Annotated in this window: 17 protein-coding genes; 5 read left to right on the top strand and 12 right to left on the bottom strand. The window is 70.0% G+C overall.

All coding sequences use genetic code 11. The features are described from left to right. Positions 1-147 precede the first annotated feature (147 nt). The 6 genes from G398_RS21845 to dnaK form a co-directional block, all read right to left on the bottom strand. Positions 148-2,709, bottom strand: coding sequence for an MMPL family transporter (locus tag G398_RS21845; RefSeq protein ID WP_026852465.1), 2,562 nt, complete (start codon positions 2,707-2,709; stop codon positions 148-150). A gap of 3 nt (positions 2,710-2,712) precedes the next feature. Beyond that, the gene (locus G398_RS0102755; RefSeq protein WP_026852464.1) at positions 2,713-3,603 is read right to left on the bottom strand and encodes a P-loop NTPase family protein; all 891 of its coding nucleotides are present in this window, start codon (positions 3,601-3,603) and stop codon (positions 2,713-2,715) included. Positions 3,604-3,616: 13 nt separating this feature from the next. Further along, positions 3,617-4,483: a sigma-70 family RNA polymerase sigma factor gene (locus G398_RS0102750; RefSeq protein WP_026852463.1), complete on the bottom strand. Its 867-nt coding sequence runs from the start codon at positions 4,481-4,483 to the stop codon at positions 3,617-3,619. Positions 4,484-4,549: 66 nt separating this feature from the next. Continuing rightward, the gene (locus tag G398_RS15720) at positions 4,550-4,927 is read right to left on the bottom strand and encodes a MerR family transcriptional regulator (protein WP_084511888.1); all 378 of its coding nucleotides are present in this window, start codon (positions 4,925-4,927) and stop codon (positions 4,550-4,552) included. Positions 4,928-5,188: 261 nt separating this feature from the next. Next, positions 5,189-6,268: a molecular chaperone DnaJ gene (dnaJ, locus tag G398_RS0102740; protein WP_026852462.1), complete on the bottom strand. Its 1,080-nt coding sequence runs from the start codon at positions 6,266-6,268 to the stop codon at positions 5,189-5,191. Between the two features lie 78 nt (positions 6,269-6,346). Beyond that, positions 6,347-8,242, bottom strand: coding sequence for a molecular chaperone DnaK (dnaK, locus tag G398_RS0102735; RefSeq protein ID WP_026852461.1), 1,896 nt, complete (start codon positions 8,240-8,242; stop codon positions 6,347-6,349). Between the two features lie 165 nt (positions 8,243-8,407). On the opposite strand from dnaK, the gene G398_RS0102730 reads away from it, so the two are divergent. Further along, positions 8,408-8,593 carry a DNA gyrase inhibitor YacG gene (locus G398_RS0102730; RefSeq protein WP_026852460.1) on the top strand — a complete coding sequence of 62 codons (186 nt, stop codon included), beginning with the start codon at positions 8,408-8,410 and terminating at the stop codon, positions 8,591-8,593. Here G398_RS0102730 and G398_RS0102725 read toward each other — a convergent pair. The 4 genes from G398_RS0102725 to G398_RS15715 form a co-directional block, all read right to left on the bottom strand. Beyond that, entirely contained in the window at positions 8,590-9,174 is a 585-nt protein-coding gene (locus G398_RS0102725) for a chromate transporter (protein ID WP_043483164.1), read from the bottom strand. The two genes, G398_RS0102730 and G398_RS0102725, sit on opposite strands and share 4 nt — an antisense overlap. Next, complete coding sequence (locus tag G398_RS0102720; protein ID WP_026852458.1) at positions 9,174-9,755, bottom strand: chromate transporter; 582 nt, start codon at positions 9,753-9,755, stop codon at positions 9,174-9,176. Before G398_RS0102720 ends, G398_RS0102725 begins: the two co-directional genes overlap by 1 nt. A 67-nt stretch (positions 9,756-9,822) precedes the next feature. Next, positions 9,823-11,274 carry an anion permease gene (locus tag G398_RS0102715; RefSeq protein WP_052571242.1) on the bottom strand — a complete coding sequence of 484 codons (1,452 nt, stop codon included), beginning with the start codon at positions 11,272-11,274 and terminating at the stop codon, positions 9,823-9,825. 399 nt (positions 11,275-11,673) lie between these two features. After that, positions 11,674-12,930 (bottom strand): porin, encoded by a 1,257-nt coding sequence (locus G398_RS15715; RefSeq protein ID WP_052571229.1) that lies wholly within the window; start codon positions 12,928-12,930, stop codon positions 11,674-11,676. A gap of 221 nt (positions 12,931-13,151) precedes the next feature. Here G398_RS15715 and G398_RS0102705 point away from each other — a divergent pair, with 221 nt between their 5' ends. The 3 genes from G398_RS0102705 to G398_RS0102695 are packed head-to-tail and all read left to right on the top strand — an operon-like array spanning position 13,152 to position 16,237. Next, a complete protein-coding gene (locus tag G398_RS0102705; RefSeq protein WP_026852456.1) occupies positions 13,152-14,150 on the top strand; it encodes an ABC transporter substrate-binding protein in 999 nt (332 codons plus the stop codon). A 19-nt stretch (positions 14,151-14,169) separates the two neighbouring features. Then, positions 14,170-14,844 (top strand): response regulator, encoded by a 675-nt coding sequence (locus tag G398_RS0102700; RefSeq protein WP_026852455.1) that lies wholly within the window; start codon positions 14,170-14,172, stop codon positions 14,842-14,844. Beyond that, positions 14,834-16,237, top strand: a complete 1,404-nt coding sequence (locus tag G398_RS0102695; protein WP_043483160.1) for a sensor histidine kinase — start codon at positions 14,834-14,836, stop codon at positions 16,235-16,237. The genes G398_RS0102700 and G398_RS0102695 overlap by 11 nt, the downstream gene beginning before the upstream one ends. A 4-nt stretch (positions 16,238-16,241) precedes the next feature. Here the strand turns inward: G398_RS0102695 and G398_RS0102690 are convergent, their stop codons facing one another. Next, positions 16,242-17,192: a glycosyltransferase gene (locus G398_RS0102690; RefSeq protein ID WP_026852453.1), complete on the bottom strand. Its 951-nt coding sequence runs from the start codon at positions 17,190-17,192 to the stop codon at positions 16,242-16,244. A gap of 51 nt (positions 17,193-17,243) precedes the next feature. On the opposite strand from G398_RS0102690, the gene G398_RS0102685 reads away from it, so the two are divergent. Beyond that, positions 17,244-17,963, top strand: coding sequence for a response regulator transcription factor (locus G398_RS0102685; RefSeq protein ID WP_026852452.1), 720 nt, complete (start codon positions 17,244-17,246; stop codon positions 17,961-17,963). 49 nt (positions 17,964-18,012) lie between these two features. Here the strand turns inward: G398_RS0102685 and G398_RS21145 are convergent, their stop codons facing one another. Next, a complete protein-coding gene (locus G398_RS21145) occupies positions 18,013-19,182 on the bottom strand; it encodes a hypothetical protein (RefSeq protein ID WP_043483158.1) in 1,170 nt (389 codons plus the stop codon). Between the last annotated feature and the right edge of the window lie 31 nt (positions 19,183-19,213).

Genomic DNA, 19,213 nt, shown 5'->3' with positions numbered 1-19,213 from the left:
CTTGAAGGCGCAGCCGAGGATCCGCTCCGTGATGGCATCCAGGTCAGCCATGGATTACCTCAAAAAGATAAAAGCCGGAGATGAACGGAGATGGACAGAGATAAAGCCGAACTTCTTTCTCCGCTCATCTCTGTCCATCCCCGGATTTCATTTTTTCTCTTTGGCTTGTAAAGGCCACCGCTCCAGCAGCACCGGCAGGAGCCACTGGGTGAGGACCAGGGCCAGGGCCACGCCGCCCAGGCAGGCGAGGCCCAGGCCGCGCAGGCCGCGGTAGCCGCTGAAGACCATGCCACCGAAGCCCGCGAGGGTGGTGCCGGCACAGACGGCGTTCACCCGGGCCACGCGCTGGGAGGCGTCGGCCTCCCCCCGGGCCCGGTGCAGCAGGTTGAAGGCCGTGTCCACGCTCACGCCCAGGGCGATGGGGATGGCCATGAGGGAGAGGAAGGTCAGGGGCTCGCCGGCCCAGCCCAGGACGCCCATGGCCCCGGCCTGGCTGGCCACCAGGGGGATGAGGGCCAGGAGCGCGAAGCGCAGGCTGCGGCCGAAGAAGGCGATGACGGCGAAGATACCCGCCAGGGCCAGGAGCACAGCCTCGCGGACGGCGTCCCGGGCGATGCCCTTCACCACCCGGAAGAGGGGCTGGGTGCCCACGAAGCGCCCGCCCGCCGCCTCGACCTCGGGCGTGAGGCGGGTGAGGGCCGCCTCGTCCAGGCGCAGGGGCACGGTCAGGGCCGGCGCCAGGGGGGCCGGGGTCCGCCCGCGGTGCAGGCGGTCCCAGAGGGTCCAGCGCCGCGCCTCCTCCTCGGCCTGGGTTGCCCGGGGCAGCAGGGCCTGGAGGGCCCGCACCGGCTCCCCGGGGTCCGAGACCGCGGAGGCCAGGGCCGCCAGGGGCCCCTCCAGACCCGCGGGATCCAGCCCCGCCCGGGCCGCGGCCTCCAGCACCTGGCGGCGCCAGGTCTCGGAGCCCAGGGCGTGCCTCAGCTCGGGATCCATGGCCTGCCAGTCGGGAACGGGCAGACCCGCCTCGCGGAGGATGGGGCTCAGCCGGTTCCAGCGGGCCGGCAGGCGGTCCGGATCCTCGAGGGGAATCTGGAGGGCCAGGGGCTGGAGGCTGGCTCCGAGGGTCTTGGTCAGGCGGGTCTGGAGGGTGAGGGCCGGATTGCCCTGGGCCCGGAAGCGGCGGAGGTCCTCCTCCCAGCGGGTGCGCGGGGCGCCGAGGATGGCCAGGGCCAGCAGGCCCAGGGCCGCCCAGGGGGCCCAGGCCCGGCGCCGGGGCAGGGGCGGGGGCGGCCCCGGAGCGAAGGTTCCCTTCCCCCGGTCCAGCCAGAGCAGCAGGGGCGGCATCACCAGGAAGGTGGCGGCGAGGCAGGCGAGGAGGCCCAGGCCCGTGGTGAGGCCCAGGTCCCGGATGCCGGGGAAGGGGGCGAAGGCCAGGGCCAGGAAGGCCAGGGCCGTGGCCAGGGCGCCCGCCACCACGCCGGGCCCCGTGCCCAGCAGCGCCGCCCGCAGGGCCCAGGCCTTGGTCCGGCCGGCCCGGCGCTCCTCGCGGTAGCGGCTGAAGAGCATGATCCCCACGTCGTCGCCCACGCCCAGCAGCACGGCGCCGAAGCCCGCGGCCATGAGGTTCACCCGCCCCAGGATCCAGCCCGTGAGGCCCAGAGCCCACACCATGCCGATGAGCAGGGGCCCCATGACGAAGCCGTAGCCCGCCAGGGTGCGGAAGCCCAGCCAGTACACCAGGCCGATGAGGACGAAACTGAGGGCCAGGCTGAGGGCCACCTCGAAGCTCAGCCGGTGGGATTCCCAGGCCGTGATGGCGTGGGCACCCGTGGCCTGAAGGGCGAAGGGCCGATCTGACTGGGGGCCCAGCGCGGCCTCGGCCGCCTTCAGGGAGGCCGCCGGGGGCAGGGGCCCCTGGGCTCCGCGGCCCAGCCAGGCCAGGGCCCTGGTGGTGGCCTTCACGTCCGTGGCAGGGAAGCCCGCCACCAGGGGCAGGAGGACGAAGCGGCCGTCCTTGGTCTCCAGGTAGCCGGTCCGCATGCGCAGGGAGAAGGCCCGGCCCAGGGCCTGGGCCTTGGCCATGCCCTCGCCGGTCTGGGGTGCCAGGTCCCGGAGGCCCAGGGGATCCAGGCGGGCCAGGGCCGCGGGCAGGGGTTCGGGGGAGCCCAGGGTCCGCGCCGTGGCCTGCAGGCGCCGCTGGAGTTCCGCCGGATCCTTCAGGGGCGCCAGGCGGTCCCCCAGCCAGGCGGGGGCCAGGGCGTAGAGGGTCTCCGTGGTGAGGCGGCTCACGGCGGCATCGCCCTCGGTGATGGCGCCCACGGCCAGGAGGGCGGGCCAGGGGCTCACGCCGCCGGGACCCGGCACGGGGATGGGATCCGAGAGGCGACCCTCGGCGGCCAGGCCGTTGAGGGGGAGGCCGCCGTCCGTGAGCAGGCGGTCCACCAGGCCCTCGGCCCAGTCGCGGCGGGCCCCCAGGTTGGCCTCGTCTCCCTCGGCCACCAGCCAGAGCAGCTCCTGCTGGCCCACGCCGGCCTCCAGGTTGGCCCGGACGGCCGGGTGCTCGGCGGGCAGCAGGCTCATGAGGTCCAGGGCCCGCTCCACGCGCAGGGTGCCCCAGCCCAGCAGGAAGGTGAGGCCCGCCGTGAGGAGCCAGAGTCCGGAGGACCGGGAGAGGTGCAGGCGGAGGAGGCCGCGGAGCAGCGTCCGCATCACCTACCCGCGCTCCATGCGGTCGATCCAGGGCTTCAGCGCCGGCACCATCTCCACGCGCTCGGCGCCGCGGAGCCGCTCCAGGAGGCTGCCGTCCTCCAGGCGCGCCAGGGGGTGGTTCTCCCGGCGGTCCAGGGCCTCCGGGGGCCAGGCGGCGGTGAGGATGGTGGGCAGCTCCTCGCCGTAGCGGTGGTCCAGGAGCTGGGCCAGGGCCGCGGCCACGCGGATGTCCGTGTCCATGCGGTCCCAGTCGTCCAGCACCAGCAGGGGCGGATCCTGGAGGGGCTCGATGAGGTCGCGCACGCTCTGGAAGGCCTGGTTCTGGAAGCTGCGGATGTCGTAGTAGGCATCCTTGATGCCCTGGCTGAGGGTCCGAACGGACACGAAGCGCCCGCCCCGGCCCGTGCGCTCGGTCCAGGCCCGCAGGGCCGCGGCGGCCAGGGTGCTGCGGCCGCTCTGGGCCGGGCCGTGGATCCACCACAGCTCCCAGCCGTGCCGGAACTTGTGCTTGCCGTTCTGGGCCCACTGGAAGAGCGCCTCGGACCCCGCAGGGCGGATGCCGTGCTCGGGCCGCTTGCGCAGGGCCTGGAGCAGGCGGGCCAGGTCCTCCCGGGCGGGAATGGGGCCCACCTCCTCCTCGGGCCGGACCAGCCACTCGTCCAGGTCCGGGACACGGTCCAGGAGGGCCCGCGTGCCGCTGGCCTGGGCGTTGTTCCACCACTTCCAGAAGCGCGTGAACTCGGCCTCCCGGTAGCGGGCGGGCAGGCCCAGGGCCTCGGCGTCGGGCGCCACATCGGCCGTGCAGCCGCAGACCCGCACCGGCTTCTGCGGATCCGGATCGAAGATGAGGCCCTGGCCCTGGCAGCGGGGGCAGTCCGGGCGGCCCTTCAGCATGGGGCCGTCCCGCTCATGGCGCGTCCCCGCCGCGCAGGAAGCCGCCCAGCACCTCGCGGCGCCGCTCGCGGATGCGGGAGAAGGCCCGCTCCTCCAGCTGGCGCACGCGCTCCCGGGAGATGGGCGGGTCGAACTGCTTGCCGATCTGCTCGAGGGTGAGGGGCTCCTGGCCCCCCAGGCCGAAGTGCAGGGCGATGATCTTCCGCTCCTTCTCGCTCAGGGTCTGGAGGCTCGCCTCGATCTGCTCCAGGAAGGCTTCCTGGTCCAGGGTGTGCATGGCGGAGGGCTCCACCTCCTGCTCCAGGCTGTCGCCCACGGTGAGGTCGGAATCGCCCAGGCCCTGCTCGGTGGAGACCGTGGACGTGGTCTGCTGGAGCAGCTGGAGGCGCTCCACCTCCTCCACACTGAGGTTCGCCGCTTCCGCGATCTCCTGGAGCATGGGCACGCGGCCCAGGGACTGGCTGAGCCTCTGGGTGACGCGGTTGAGCTGCACCAGGTGGCCCGCCACCTTCTGGGGCAGGCGGATCTTGTTTCCGTGCTCGGCCAGCGCGTGGAAGATGGCCTGACGCACCCACCAGGAGGCGTAGGTGAGGAACTTGTTCTGGCGCTCGGGATCGAAGCGCTTGGCGGCCTCGATGAGGCCCAGGTTGCCCTCGCTGATGAGGTCCAGCAGGTCCAGGCCCATGCCCTCGAACTTCCGCGCCTCCTTCACCACGAAGCGCAGGTTGCCCTCGACGAGCTTGCGGAGGCCCTCGGGGTTGCGGTCGTTCTGCCACAGCCGCCCGTTGATCCGCTCCTCCTCCGCCGTCAGCAGAGGCAGATGGCGGATGGAGTCGAAGTACTTGTCGAGGGAGCGCTCTTCGAGATGCCGGAGGGGCACGGAACACCTTGGGGGAGGGTCCAGCATAGCAAGCGATCCCCGCCCCCTGGGCAACTCCGGTCGGCTTCAGCGCTTGCGCAATCCGTGCGACGTGAGCTTGACCAGCCCGGTTCCCGAAGCGGGCCGGGGCACGTCCTTCACGCCGGCGGCCTCCAGGGCCTGGGCCAGGCGTTCCAGGTCCTCCTGCATGTGGTTCAGGCGGTCCCGCAGGGTGAGCACCACCTCCACGCCGGCCAGGTTCACGCCCAGGTCCCGGGTGAGGTTGAGGATGAACTCCAGGCGCTCCAGGTCCTCGTCGCTGTAGAGGCGCGTCTTGCCCTCGGTGCGGCTGGGGGTGAGCAGGCCCTCCCGCTCGTAGAGGCGCAGGGTCTGGGGGTGCACGCCGTAGCGCATGGACACCACGCCGATCATGTAGGCGCCCATCCTCGGATCTCTGGAGCTCATATCGCCTCCCCGCAATGCCGCGATGACAGCCAGCCGGGATGCACCGCGAGGAAGGGCCCGCAGGGCAACGTGGTTCGTTGTTCAAGGGCCCAGACGCCGCGGGGTGCCCGGCTGGCTTCATCCCTCCGGGCGAGGGATGGCGGGCGTCGCGATGCCGCGTCACGCTCGTCGCGCGTAGTACCCGCTACGCATCGACTCGCGTTCCTCGCCTCACTCGCCCGGCACCCCTCGCGCGGCGTCGTGGGGAGGCGATATGAGCTCCTAGCCATGGTGTCCTCGCTGCTTGCGCACGTCCGCGTCGTTCAGCTCCGCCAGCTCGCGCAGCAGCTCCTTGCTGCGCTCGTCCTGGATCTGGGGCGTCACCACGGCCACCTCCGCGATGAGGTCGCCCCGCTGGCTGCCCCGGGGGATGGGCATGCCCTGGCCCTTTAGCCGCAGCCGGGCGCCGGTCTGGGTGCCCGGGGGAACTTTGATGGTCTGGTGCCCCTCCGGCGTGGGCACCTCCACCTTGGCCCCCAGGGCCGCCTCGGAGAAGCTGACGGGCAGTTTCACGTAGAGGTTCGGACCCTTGCGCTCGAAGCGGGCATCGGGCTCCATGCTGATCTGCAGGTAGAGGTCGCCGGGTCCGCCGCCACGGCGTCCCGCCTCGCCCTTGCCGGCCACGCGGAGCTTGGCGCCGTCCTCCACCCCCGGGGGGATGGCGATGGTGACCGTCTCCTGACGGGGATGCCGGCCCGCGCCCCCGCACTCGGGGCAGGCCGGGGCTCGCGTGCCGCGGCCCTGGCAGTCGGGGCAGGTGCGGCCGAAGGAGAGGAAACCCCCGCCGCCGCCCAGCTTGCCCTTGCCGTTGCAGGTGCGGCAGACCTCCTGCTTCTTGGAGGCCTCGCCCGTGCCCCGGCAGGCCAGGCAGGGCTCGGAGCGGTTCACCCGCAGGCTCAGCCGCGTGCCCTCGAAGGCTTCGCGGAAGCCCAGGCGCACGGTGTGGATGAGGTCCTCGCCCCGCTCGGGGCCGTGGCGCATGGGGCGCCCGCCGAAGCCGCCGCCGGCGAACCCTCCGAAGATGTCCTCGAAGGAGAAGCCCCCGCCCTGCTCGAAGCCTGGCGGCACCTGGGCCCCGGGGCCGGCGGGATCGCCGTAGGTGTCGTAGTTCTTCCGCTTCTCGGGATCCGACAGCACCTCGTTGGCCTCGGACAGCTTCTTGAACTCCGCTTCCGCCTTGGCGTCGCCGGGGTTCAGGTCCGGGTGGTGCTTCCGCGCCAGCTTGCGGTACGCCTTCTTGATCTCCTCGTCCGAGGCTGTCCGGGGCACGCCCAGGATCTGGTAGTAGTCGGGGTGGGACATGGCTTTAGTCTAGGGCACTAAGATTTTTTCTAGCTACAAAAAGGGGGAGCCGTCGGCTCCCCCTTTTTGTAGGACAGACTAACTCACAACTTCGGCATCGATGACATTGTCATCCCCACCCTTCTTTTCTCCAGGCGCGCCAGCGCCTGGAGCCGGGCCGTCACCCGCCGGGGGCTCCGACTTGTAGAGGGTCTCCGCCAGCTTGTGGCTCTTGGCGGTGAGGGTCTCCAGGGCCTTCTTGATGCGGTCCTGGTCCAGGCTGGCCAGGGCGGCCTTGGCTTCGGTGATGGCCTCCTCGGCCTCCTTCTTGTCGCCCTCGGGCAGCTTGTCGCCGCTGTCCTTCAGGAGCTTCTCCACCTGGTAGACCATCTGGTCGAGGTGGTTCTTCTCCTCCAGCAGGGCCTTGCGGGCCTCGTCATCGGCCTTGTGGGCCTCCGCATCCTTCACCTTGGCGTCGATCTCCTCCTTGGAGAGGCCCGTGCTGCCCGTCAGCGTGATGCTGGCGTCCTTGCCGGTGCCCTTGTCTTTGGCGGTGACGTGCACAATGCCGTTGGCGTCGATGTCGAAGGTCACCTCGATCTGGGGCATGCCGCGCGGCGCGGGCGCGATGTTGCCGAGGTGGAACTGGCCCAGCAGCTTGTTGCCCTCGACCACGGGCCGCTCACCCTGGAACACCTCGATGTCCACACCGGGCTGGTTGTCCACGGCGGTGGTGTAGATCTCGCTGCGCTTGGTGGGAATGGTGGTGTTGCGCGGGATGATGACGCTCATCTGGCCGCCGTTGGCGTTGATGCCGAGGCTGAGCGGCGTCACGTCCAGGAGCAGCACGCCCTTCACGTCGCCCGCCAGCACGCCGGCCTGCACGGCAGCGCCCAGGGCCACGACCTCGTCGGGGTTCACGCTGTGGTTGGGCTCCTTGCCGAAGATGGACTTCACCATCTCCAGCACCTTGGGGATGCGGGTGGAGCCGCCCACCATCACCACTTCGTCGATCTCGTGGTGGGAGAGCTTGGCGTCCTTCACCGCGTTCTCGCAGGGGCCCTTGAGCTTCTGGAGGATGGGCTCGATCATCAGCTCGAACTTGGCGCGGGAGAGCGTCTGGTTCACGTGCTTGGGGCCGCTGGCATCTGCCGTGATGTAGGGCAGGCTGATGTCGGTCTGGGTGGTGCTGGAGAGCTCGATCTTGGCCTTCTCGGCGGCCTCCTTCAGGCGCTGCATGGCGTCGGCCTGCTTGCGGAGGTCGATGCCCTCGGCCTTCTGGAACTCGTCCGCCAGCCAGTCGATGATGGCCTGATCGATGTTGTCGCCGCCCAGGTGGGTGTCGCCGTTGGTGGACTTCACCTCGACCACGCCCTCGGAGACTTCGAGGATGCTGATGTCGAAGGTGCCGCCGCCGAAGTCGAAGACGGCGATGGTGCCGTCCTTCTTCTTGTCGAGGCCATACGCGAGGGCCGCGGCGGTCGGTTCGTTGACGATGCGCTTCACGTCCAGGCCCGCGATGGCGCCGGCGTCCTTGGTGGCCTGGCGCTGGGCGTCGTTGAAGTAGGCGGGCACGGTGATGACGGCCTCGCTGACCTTCTCGCCCAGGTAGGCCTCGGCGGCTTCCTTCATCTTGGTCAGCACCGCGGCGCTGATCTCCTCGGGGCTGAGGTGCTTGCCGTTCACCACCACGGCGCAGCCGCCCTTGTCGGCCCGCTCCACGGTGTAGGGGACGAGCTTCTGTTCCTTGTCGGAGTCGGCGTAGGGCAGGCCCATGAAGCGCTTGATGGAGTAGATGGTGCTCTTGGGCTGGGCCACGGCCTGGCGCTTGGCCGGAGCGCCCACGAGCCGCTCGCTGGTCTTGGGGTTGAAGCCCACCACGGACGGCGTGGTGTCGGCGCCCTCGGGGTTCGGGATCACCTTGGGCTGCCCGCCCTCCATGACGGCCACGCAGCTGTTGGTGGTGCCGAGGTCAATGCCGATGATCTTGCCCATGGTGTCGCTCCTCCTGAAGGGTGCTGATGGGGGGACAGGCCGGATTGCACCCACCCTGTCCCTAAGAGGATAAAGGGGAAACGGGCGTTGTCAATAAAATCTTCTAATATTAACTCATATTTTCTTCGTTATTGATAGGTGATCACTGAAGGATATGCTGATTCCATGACGCTTCGTCCCTGCCCCATCTGTCGCACGCCCACCGCCTGGGAGGGCAACCCCTTCAAGCCCTTCTGCTCCGAGCGCTGCCAGGTCCGGGACCTGGGCGCCTGGTCCAGCGAGAGCTACCGCCTCCCGGAGAAGCCCCAGGAGGAGGACGGCGAGGGCTGGAGCGGCGAGGACGGTTCCTAGACCAGGCCGAGGACGCCCAGGAGCGCCCCGGCCCCCAGGAGCCAGAGCACGTGGAGCCGGGTGCGCCAGATCAGCAGGGCCGTGGCGGCGGTGAGCAGGCCCAGGGGCCAAGCTTTGCCGCCGGCCTGGGAGGCGCGGGCGAGGATCCAGCCCGTGGCCAGCATGAGCCCGATGACCACGGGGGCCATGCCCTGCTTGAAGGCGCGCACCGGGCGGAGGTGCCGGTTCCGGTGGCCCCACTGCGAGGCCAGGTGCGTGACGATGGTGCTGGGGAGCAGGATGCCCGTCAGGGAGAGGACCACCCCCGCCAGCGCCAGCAGGGGCCCGCCGGAGTTCATGCCCAGATTCCAGCCCAGGAGGGCCACGAAGAGGATGTTCGGCCCCGGCGCGGCCTGGGCGAGCGTGATGGAGTTGCTGAACTGGGCCTCGCTGAGCCAGCGCTGCTGGAGCACCAGGTAGCGGTGCATCTCCGGGGCCGTGGTGAGGGCGCCGCCCACGGAGAGCAGCGAGAGCAGGAGGAACTGGCCGAAGAGCTGCAGCCAGTCCCATCCGTGCAGGGCGAAGGTTCCCGGGGCGGCCATCACGGATCCAGTCTCACGTAGGTGGCCAGGCAGGCCACACTGCCCAGCCCCAGCAGGACGAAGGGCATGGGCCAGTGCAGCAGCGCCACCCCCCCGAAGGCGCCCACGGCCAAGGCCGCAGAGGCGGGCCCACCGAGGGGATGGCCCTTCAGGCCCCCGGAGAGGCGGAGGGCCGCGGCCATGATCAGGCCCGCGGCCACGGCTCCCATGCCGCGCAGGGCCCGGGCCACGGCCGGATGCGTGCCGAACCGGCCGTAGGCCACCGCCAGCAGCAGGACCAGCAGCAGCGGCAGCGTGAGCATGCCGGCCATGGCCGCCAAGGCGCCCCGCCAGCCGAAGCTCCGCCCGCCGATCACCAGGGAGAGGTTCATGACGTTGGGCCCGGGCATGATCTGGGCCACGGCCCACTCTTCGAGGAAGGCGGCCCGGCTGAGCCAGCGCTTGCGCTCCACCAGCTCCCGCTGGGCCACCGCCATCACGCCGCCGAAGCCCTGCAGGGCCAGCCAGCTGAAGGACAGGAAGAGGTCCGCCAGGGACCTGGGACCCGCTGGGTTCTCCGGTAGGGGCTTGCCTTCGCTCATGGTCACCCGGGCAGACAGGAAGAACGGGGGGCCCGCGCCAGACAGGCCCCCCGCGGTGACTGCGAACCTACCAGAGGTGCAGCACCTTCCACCAGGCACCGCCGACCACCACCCAGATGAAGATGTTCACGACGCTGGCGATGAAGCCCAGGCGCCACCAGGTGCCGATGGGCACGTAGCCCAGGCCGAACATGGCCGGGGCGGGGCCCGTCCCGTAGTGGGTCATGCTGGCGTGCAGGTTGGAGAAGAAGCAGAGCACCAGGGCCGCCAGCATGGGCGGAGCGCCCAGGGTGAGGGCCACGCCCAGGAAGGCCGCATACATGGCGCCGGCGTGGGCCGTCATGCTGGCGAAGAAGTAGTGGGCGTAGAAGTAGGTGAGGCTCAGCACGATGAAGGCGAAGTGCCAGCCGTGGCCCGCCATGGAGGCGCCCACCACCTTGCTGAACCAGGGAATCATGCCCAGCTTGTTCAGGAAGCCCGCCATCATGATCAGGCCGCCGGTCCAGATGAGCACGTCCCAGGCGTTGTGTTCTTCCAGGACATCCTTCCAGGTCAGCACGCCCGTCAGCAGCAGCAGAGCCAGCCCCAGGAGCGCGGCGGTGGTGCCGTCGATGCCGAAGGTCTTCTCGCCGATGACCCACAGCACCAGCACGAAGCTGAACACGGCGGTCATGAGCCACTCGGGCATGGAGAACTTCCCCATCTCCGCGAGCTTGGCCTTGGCCATCTCGACGGCCTCGGGCGTCTCGGTGATCTCGGGCTTGTAGAGCTTGTAGAAGAAGTAGGGGATCACCAGCAGGCCCACGAGGCCCGGCACGATGGCCGCCACGAACCAGCTGTTCCAGGTGATGGTGATGCCGAAGTCCGCGGCGAACTTCTGGGTCATGGGGTTGGCCGCCATGGCCGTGAGGAACATGGCGCTGACGATGAGGTCCAGGTTGAAGCAGGTCACGGTGAGGTAGGCGCCGATCTTGCGCGCGGTGCCGTCCTCGGGGTTGCTGCCGTAGGCCCTCGCGAGGGATCGCATGATGGGCATGATCACGCCCGCCGTCCGGGCGGTGTTGCTGGGAACCACGGGGGCCAGCACGAACTCCGTGGCGGCGAAGCCGTAGGCCAGGCCCAAGGTGCGCTTGCCCAGCAGGCGCATGAAGAAGTAGGCGATGCGCGTGCCCAGGCCGGTCTTGATGAAGCCCCGGGCGAACATGAAGGCCACGATGATGAGCCAGAGGGTCTTCTCCGCGAAGCCGCTGAGGCTGTCGCCGATGGGCAGCGTCCCCGTGATGGCCGTGAGGCCCACGCCCACCATGGCCACAGCGCCCATGGGCAGGGGCCGCAGGATGATGCCGAGGATGGTGGCCACGAAGATGGCGAAGAGGTGCAGGCCGCGCACCCAGTCCGCCTGGCGGACCTTCTCGGCCTCGACCTTGGCCTTGGCGTCCGCCTCCGCCTTCACCTTGGCTTCGGCCTCAGCCTTGGCTTTGGCGGCGGCCTCGAACTTCGCCCTGGCTTCCGCCTCGATGCGCTGGACCTCGAGCTCTTTCGGGCCCAGCTTCCTGACTGGGGCGTCCGGCTTGGGCCCTGTTTTGGCCTCCATCTTGGCCTCGGCGGATTTGGGCTTGTCGGCGGGTTTCGCATCGCCAGGTTTGGCGGCCTTCTCGGCGGGCTTCGCGCCGTTCTTGGCCTTGGAGGCGGCGCTGCCCGCGAAGAGCTTGGCGTCGGGCACCGGCGCGACGCGGGGCAGGGCGAAGTAGAGGAGGCAGCCCACCGCGAGGGTGGCCAGAAGGGGAAGGGGCTTGGCGCCCAGCCATCCCCCGCCTCGGGGTTCGGGATTGGACATGTCGACACCTGAAGGTGGGGCCCGGCGGCTGGCGCCGGGTGGGGAGTTTCGTGGGACCGCCGGGCCCGGCGGGAGGGACGGCTAGAGGGCGCGGATGCGCAGGCCGAGGGCGAACTCGGTCTGGGAGTCGTGGGGGTTCGTGGCCGAGAGCCGGAAGGCGTCGTGGAGCTTCAGGTAGTCGCAAACCACGTAGGCCTCCATCTTCTTGCCGAGGTGGCGCCGCACGCCGCCATAGGTGGTGTCCCGGCGGCCGGACACGAAGTAGGCCTTGTTGGCCGTGTCGGCGAAGGGGTTCACCCAGGCGCCGGTGGCCGCGCCCATGCCGGCGTCGTCGGCCTTCATGGACTGGAAGCCCAGGTAGTAGCTCCACTTCGGATCGGTCTGGACGGAGGCGGACACGGTGAAGGCCGAGTCCTTGCGGTCCGGGTGGTTCAGGCCCTGCTCGGCCGTGTAGTGGAAGTAGCCTGCGTTGATCCGCAGCCATTCCACGGGCTTCACGTTCCCGCCGGCGGAGGCGGACTTCTGCGTGTGGCCGTTGTTGTTGGCCTGGGTGTAGAAGCCCGCCAGGTGGAAGGCCTTGGCGTTGTAGCCCAGGGCCACGGAGGCCGTGGAGTTCTTGGTGGTGGTGTTGGATTCGTAGTTCAGGTTGTAGGCGGCGCCCATGGCGAAGCCGCCGTCGGTGACCTTCTTCCACACCGCACCCTTGTCGATGCGGGTCTGGGCGGGCCCGCCGGTCGGAGAGCCCACGCTCACCGCGCCGGCGTAGTAGACCAGGGACTTGAAGTTGTTGTTGTTGGTCCAGCCGCCCTCGTCGTAGTTCACGTCGGCATGGGCGAAGGGATCCCCGTAGATCACCGCGAAATCGCGGGCCAGGCTGTTCTGGCGGCCGAAGGTGATCTGGCCCAGCTCCTTGCTCTTGATGCCCAGCCAGGCGTCGCGGTTGAACAGGGTGTTGGCCTTGCCCTGCTCGCCGTCGTAGAGGAAGTACTCGCTCTCGAGCTTGTAGATCACGCTGAGGCCGTCGACGTTGGTCTTGATGGCGCCCTTCAGGCCCCAGCGGCTGCCGCTGAACCAGGACTCCATGAAGTCGACCTTGGTGCGGCCGTCCGCCGTGGCGTTGGTCCTGGAGCCCAGGGTGGCGTCGATGAGGACGTAGGGGGTCAGCTCCGCGGGGAATTTGAAGGCGCCTGCATCAGGCTTGGCCTCGGGCTTCGCCGCGGCCTTCTTCTCGAGCTCGGCGATGCGCGCGCTCTGGCGGGCCAGCTCGGCCTGGACGTCCGGATCCTGGGCCTGGAGGCAGGCCGCGGCAGCGAGGCAGAGCATCGGATGGATCTTCATGGGGTTCCTTCCTGGAAGCGCACGAAGCGGCGGAGGCGCTCGGCCGGGGGCGCCGCCCGTGGGAGGGTTGGGGGAGAGAGCAGAGGACAGGGGGGAATCTAGGAGCCCAACCTTTCAGCCAGCTTTCAGCCGCGCCGAATGTGCGTTCTGTCACGCGACCCCTGTCCAGATCGCCCGGTTCGCGCATCCTGGAGTCGCGCAGACCCATCCCAGGAGGCCCCATGAAGCGTGCGATCCAGCTGCCGCTCCTCGCCCTGGCCCTGCTGGCGGGAATCGCCCGCCCGGCCGCGGCCGCCGAGCGCATCGTGCTGATGGCCGGCGGCATCGAGAAGATCATCTACCTGCCGGTGAAGCTCGCCCAGCAGCTGGGCTACTTCCAGCAGGAGGGGCTGGAGGTGGAGGTGCGCAGCGAGTGGGCGGGCGTGCGGGGCGTGGATGTCCTTCTGGTGGGCGGCGCCCAGGGCGTGGTGGGCTTCTACGACCACGCCATCTACATGCAGGCCCAGGGGAAGGCCGTCACCTCGGTCATCCAGTTCGCCCAGGCTCCCGGCGAGGTGGAGCTGGTGTCCTCCCGGTTGCCCCGGGTGCGCACCATGGCGGACCTCGGAGGCCAGACCCTGGGCGTGACGGGACTGGGCTCCTCCACGCAGTTCCTCTCCCGCTACCTCGCGATGTCCGCGGGGCTCCGGCTGAACCAGGTGTCCTTCCGGCCCGTGGGCACCGGCGACTCCTTCATCGAAGCCATGACCAGCGGCGCCATCGGGGCGGGCATGACCACGGAGCCCACGGCCTCGCGCCTGCTCGCCACAGGGAGGGCTCGGGTGCTGGTGGACCTGCGCACGCCCGAGGACACGGCCCGGGCCCTGGGCGGGCCCTACCCGGCCTCCTGCCTCTACATGCAGACGGCCTGGGTGAACCGGCACAAGCCCGAGGTCCAGAAGCTGGTCAACGCGCTGGTGAGGGCCCTGCGCTACATCCAGGGCCACACGGCCGCGGAGATCGCCGACCAGCTCCCCGCCGAGTTCTACGGGGGGGACCGGGCCGTCTACGTCAAGGCCCTGGCCCGCAGCAAGCCCATCTTCATCCCCGACGGCCGGATGCCCGCCCAGGGGCCCGCCAACGTCCTGCGCGTGCTGGCCTCCACGGAGCGCTCCCTCCAAGGGAAGGCCGTGGACCTCGCCAGCACCTACACGCTGGAATTCGTGAACGCCGTCAAGTGACCTCGCCCGGGACTTCGCCATGAAACTCCTGCTGGTCGAGGACAACCGCCCCCTCTCCGAATGGCTGGCCCGCACCCTCCGCGCCGACAAGTACACGGTGGAGTGCGCCCACGACGGCCTGGAGGCGGACGGGCTCCTCCGCACGGAGGCCTACGACCTGGTGATCCTGGACCTGGCCCTGCCCGGGCTGGACGGGCGGGAGGTGCTCAAGCGCGCGCGGAGCCGGCGCAATCCCGTGCCGGTACTCATCCTCACGGCCTTCGACGCCACCCGCGACCGGATCGAGGGCCTGGACTTCGGGGCCGACGACTACATGGTCAAGCCCTTCGAGGTCCACGAGCTGGAGGCCCGCATCCGCGCCCTGCTCCGCCGCTCCAACCAGCAGAAGAATCCGATCCTGTCCTGCGCCTCCCTCGTCTACGACAGCAACAGCCGGGAGTTCACCCTCGCGGGCGCCCCGCTGGCCCTGACGCCGCGGGAGCATGCCGTGCTGGAGTTGCTGATGATGAAGGCTGGCAAGACCGTGGCCAAGCGGGCCCTGGCCGAGAGCCTGTTCTCCATCGACGAGGCCGTGAATCCGGAGGCCATTGAGATCTACGTGCACCGCCTCCGCCGGAAGCTCGAGCCGGGCGATGCGGTGATCGTCACGCTCCGCGGCCTCGGCTACCTCCTGAAGCCCCGCCATGAGGCCTGAGACCACGACCCTCAGCCTCCGGGCCCGCCTGCTGCTCTGGCTGCTGGTGCCCCTGGGCGCCCTCGCCCTCGTGAACCTCGCCCTGGCCCGGCAGGAGGCGCGGCGCACGGCCGACATGGTGCAGGACCGCCTGCTGCTGGGCTCGGCCCGCACCATCGCCCAGCAGATCCGCTTCGAGGATGGCCTGCTGGACGTGGCCATCCCGCCCGCCGCCCTGGAGCTCTTCCAGTCCGGGGCCGAGGACCGCGTGTACTACCGCATCGCGTCTCCCCAGGGCGTCCTGCTCTCGGGCTATGCGGAGCTCCCGCCCCCGCCGATGGGGCTCCGCCCGGAGGAGTCCGTGCGGTTCCCCGCGGAGGTCCGGGGCGAGGCGGTGCGCGTGGTGGCCTACGCCCAGCCGGTCTTCGCGGCTCCGGCGGAGGGTCCCGTGATCATCGAGGTGGCCCAGACCCTCCAGGACCACGACCAGCTGGTCAGGAAGCTCTGGACCACCACCCTGCGCCAGGACATGTGGACCCTGGCCCTGGCGGGGCTGCTGATCTGGTTCGCCCTGAGGCGGGGCCTGAAGGACATCCTCCGCCTCCGGGACGAGGTGGGCCGGCGCAAGCCCGGCTCCCTGGAGCCCCTCCGGGCCCGCCCCCTGCCGCAGGAGCTCCGCCCCCTGGTGGAGGCCCTCAACAGCTACATCCAGCGGCTGGACGCCCAGATGGCCGTGCGGAGCCGCTTCATCGCCAACGCCTCCCACCAGCTCCGCACCCCCTTCGCCGTGCTCCAGACCCAGGCCAGCCACGGCCTGCGCAGCGCCGATCCCGCCCTCAAGGACGAGGTCCTGGGGGCCATGTCCGAGAGTGTCCGCCAGGGCACGCGCCTGGTGAACCAGCTGCTCACCCTCTCGCAGGCCGAGGCCGGGGCCCAGCTCTCCCGGCCCCGGGATCCCGTGGACCTGGCCACCCTCACCCAGCGGGTGCTGGAGGAGCAGGCGCCCCTGGCCCATGCGCGGAACATCGACCTGGGCTTCGACCACGCCGGGGAGCCCGTGGACCTGCGGGCCCCCGCGGCCATGCTCCACGAGCTGGTGGCCAACCTGGTGGACAACGCCCTGCGCTACACGCCGCCCGGGGGGAAGGTGACCCTCGCCCTGGGCCGGACCGGAGATGGCATCACCCTGCGGGTCCAGGACAACGGCCCGGGCATCCCGCCGGGAGACCGGGCCCGGGTCTTCGAGCGGTTCTGCCGGCTGAACCAGGACGACACCCCCGGCTGCGGCCTGGGCCTGTCCATCGTCCAGGAGGTGGCCCAGGCCCTGGGCGCCGAGGTGCGGCTCTCGGACCCGGACTCGGGCACCGGCCTGGTCGCCACGGTGACCTTCCCGGCGGCGGGCCGCCAGGGCTAGGCGGCTACTGGCCCTGGTGGACCTTCTTCACCATGTAGCGGGGCCGGTCGCGCACCTCCTGGTAGATGCGGCCGATGTACTCGCCCAGCAGGCCGAAGGCGATGAACTGGCAGCCCACGAAGAAGAAGAGGATGGCGAACAGCGTGAACACGCCCTGGGCCGTGCCTTCGGGGTGCAGGAAGCGGTAGACCACCAGGCCCAGGAACAGCAGGAACCCGAAGCCGGCGGTGATGACGCCGAACACGCTGAGGGCCTGGAGGGGCAGGAGGCTGAAGCTGGTGAGCAGGTCGAACTGGAGGTTGACGAGCTTCCAGAGGCCGTACTTGCTCTCGCCGGCGGCCCGCTCGGCGTGGGCCACGGGCACCTCGGTGATGCGCTTGGCGAAGCTGTTGGCCAGGGCGGGGATGAAGCTCGAGCGCTCCTTGCAGAGCAGCATAGCGTCCACCACCTCGCGGCTGTAGGCCCGCAGCATGCAGCCATAGTCGTGGAGCTTCACGCCCGTGGTCTTGCGGGTGACGGCGTTGACGATCTTGCTGGGCATGGTGCGGAAGAAGCTGTCGTTCTCCTGGCGCCCCTGGCGCCAGCCGCCCACCACGTCGAAGCCCTCCTCCACCTTGGCCACGAGCTTGGGGATCTCCTCCGGGGGGTTCTGGAGGTCCGCGTCCAGGGTGACGACGACGCGGCCCCCCACCTCGGCGAGGGCGGCGAAGATGGCGCTGTGCTGGCCGTAGTTGCGGTTGAACTCCACCACCTTCACCCGGGGCTCGGCCTTGGCGATGTCGATGAGCATGGCCAGACTGCGGTCCCGGCTCCCGTCGTCCGTGAAGATGACCTCCCAGGGCTTTGACGGGTCCGTGAAGGACTCGGCCATCACCTTGGACAGGCGCTCCCAGAGCGAGGGGATGTTCTCCTCCTCGTTGTAGATGGGGATGACGATGCTCAGGTAGGGGTCCATGGGCGCTCCGCTCCCTATTCTAGTAGGATCAACGAGTTGCCGGAGTGCGCCATGGCCGAGCCCAAGATCCTGCTGGTGGAAGACGAACTCAGCCTCGCCGAGGGCATCAAGCTCAACCTCGAGCTGGAGGGCCTGGCCTGCACCTGGATCCCCCGGGGTGACCAGGCCCTGAAGCAGATCCTGGCGGAAACCTTCGACCTGGTCATCCTCGACGTCATGCTGCCGGGCATGGACGGCTTCACCATCTGCGAGAAGGTGCGCGAGGCCAAGAACTTCACGCCCGTCCTCTTCCTCACGGCCAAGAACACGGACGACGACCGGGTGCACGGCTTCGAGACCGGGGCCGACGACTACCTGGGCAAGCCCTTCCAGGTGAAGGAGCTGCTCCTGCGGGTGCGGGCCATCCTGCGGCGCGAGGCCTGGTACAAGAGCCGGGAGATGAGCAGCCGTCAGGCCTTCGGCGCCCACTGGGTGGACTTCGACAACTACTGCGGCGAAGGCCCCAACGGTCCCTTCCAGCTGGGCATGAAGGAGTGCATGATCCTCCGTCTGCTCATGGAGCGGCCCGGCCAGGTGGTGAGCCGCACGGACATCCTGGACAAGGTGTGGGGCGAGGACGCCTATCCCACCAGCCGCACCGTGGACAACTTCATCGTGCGCATCCGCCGGGTGATGGAGCTGGATCCCCACCACCCCCGCTGGGTCCACACCATCCGCAGCGTGGGCTACCAGTTCGACCCGGAGGGGAAGCAGCGGAAGGGCGAGGAATGATCTGAAAAGGGGGCGCCGCGGCGCCCCCTTTTCAGTAGAAAACGCCGGCCTATTTGACGTCCAGCTCGCGGCTGCGGGCCAGCTTCTCGAAGGCCGCCATCTGCGCCGCGAGGTCCGCGGCGGGGGCCCCCTGCTTGACGTCCGACAGCACCTGGCGCTTCTCATCGCCCTTGCTGAACTTGCTCTCGGCCATCACGGGCTCGAGGGTGGGCAGCAGGGCCAGCTCGCCGGCGGGGCCCTCGGGGGCCTTGGAGGTGGCGATGTCATTGGCGTGGACCAGCAGGGCCGCGCCCGGCGTCGCGCCCAGGCGGCGCAGGTCCAGCCAGCCGAAGCCGGGATCGCGGAGCAGGTCGAGGTCCTCGTTCTCCAGCCAGATGAGCAGGGCGTTCAGGGCCTTGGTCTGGACGGGGTCGGGCACGCTGCGCAGCTTCTTCTCGCCCTTGACGTCCACCTCCTGGCGCGTGTTGTCGATCCAGGTCTGGGCCCGCTTCACCCACAGGGCCGTGATGGCCTTCTGGTTGGCGAAGCCCTCGGGCGCCTTGGGCCCCTTGGCGGCCTTGGCCTTCTTGCCCTTGGCCGGCGGCTCGGGCGCAGTCCAGGTGGGGGCGGCGGCGTCGACCTTGGGATCGAGCAGGAGGCCCCGCAGCTTGGCGAGACGCGGCTCCAGCCCCTTGGCGTCGGCCTTCGCGGCGGCACGCGCGGCGGCCTGGAGGTCCTTCCAGGTGGCCTCGAGAAGAATCTTCTTCCCGTCGGCGTCATACAGCCCATGCTGGGCGCGCACCTTGGCCAGGTACGTCTCGACGGCGGGAATGGCGGCAGAGGCCTTCTCCGGGAGGATGGACTTCACGGCCACGAGGGCACCGAGGGCGTCCCGGACCTCGACGACCTTCGGGTGGCTGCGGTAGTAGCCCAGCTCATGGGCGGAGAGGGCGGCCCGCTGCAGGGTGTAGGCCAGCTTCCGCTGGCTGGGGCGCAGCTGGTCGAAGGGCTTGGCCTCAGGGGTCTTGGGCTCGGGCTTCGGGAGGGGCGGCACCTCCGCCTTCATCTCCGCGGGCTGGGGCTCGGGCTTGGGTTCAGCCTTGGGCTCGGGAACCTGGGGCTGGGCCTCCGCTGGAGCAGGGGCCGGAGCGGGCGCCGGCGCGGGCGGAGGAGCGGGAGGGGGCGTCTGGGCCAGGAGGCCCGATCCCACGATGACTGCCAAGACCCAGCGGCGCTGCATGGTAGCTCCTCGTTGAGGGTGCGATGAGAGG

This window comes from Geothrix fermentans DSM 14018, from assembly GCF_000428885.1.
Classification (GTDB): Bacteria; Acidobacteriota; Holophagae; order Holophagales; family Holophagaceae; genus Geothrix; species Geothrix fermentans.
The sequence above is the reverse complement of the archived record's forward strand: the minus strand, read 5'-3'. Positions and strand labels throughout refer to the sequence as shown.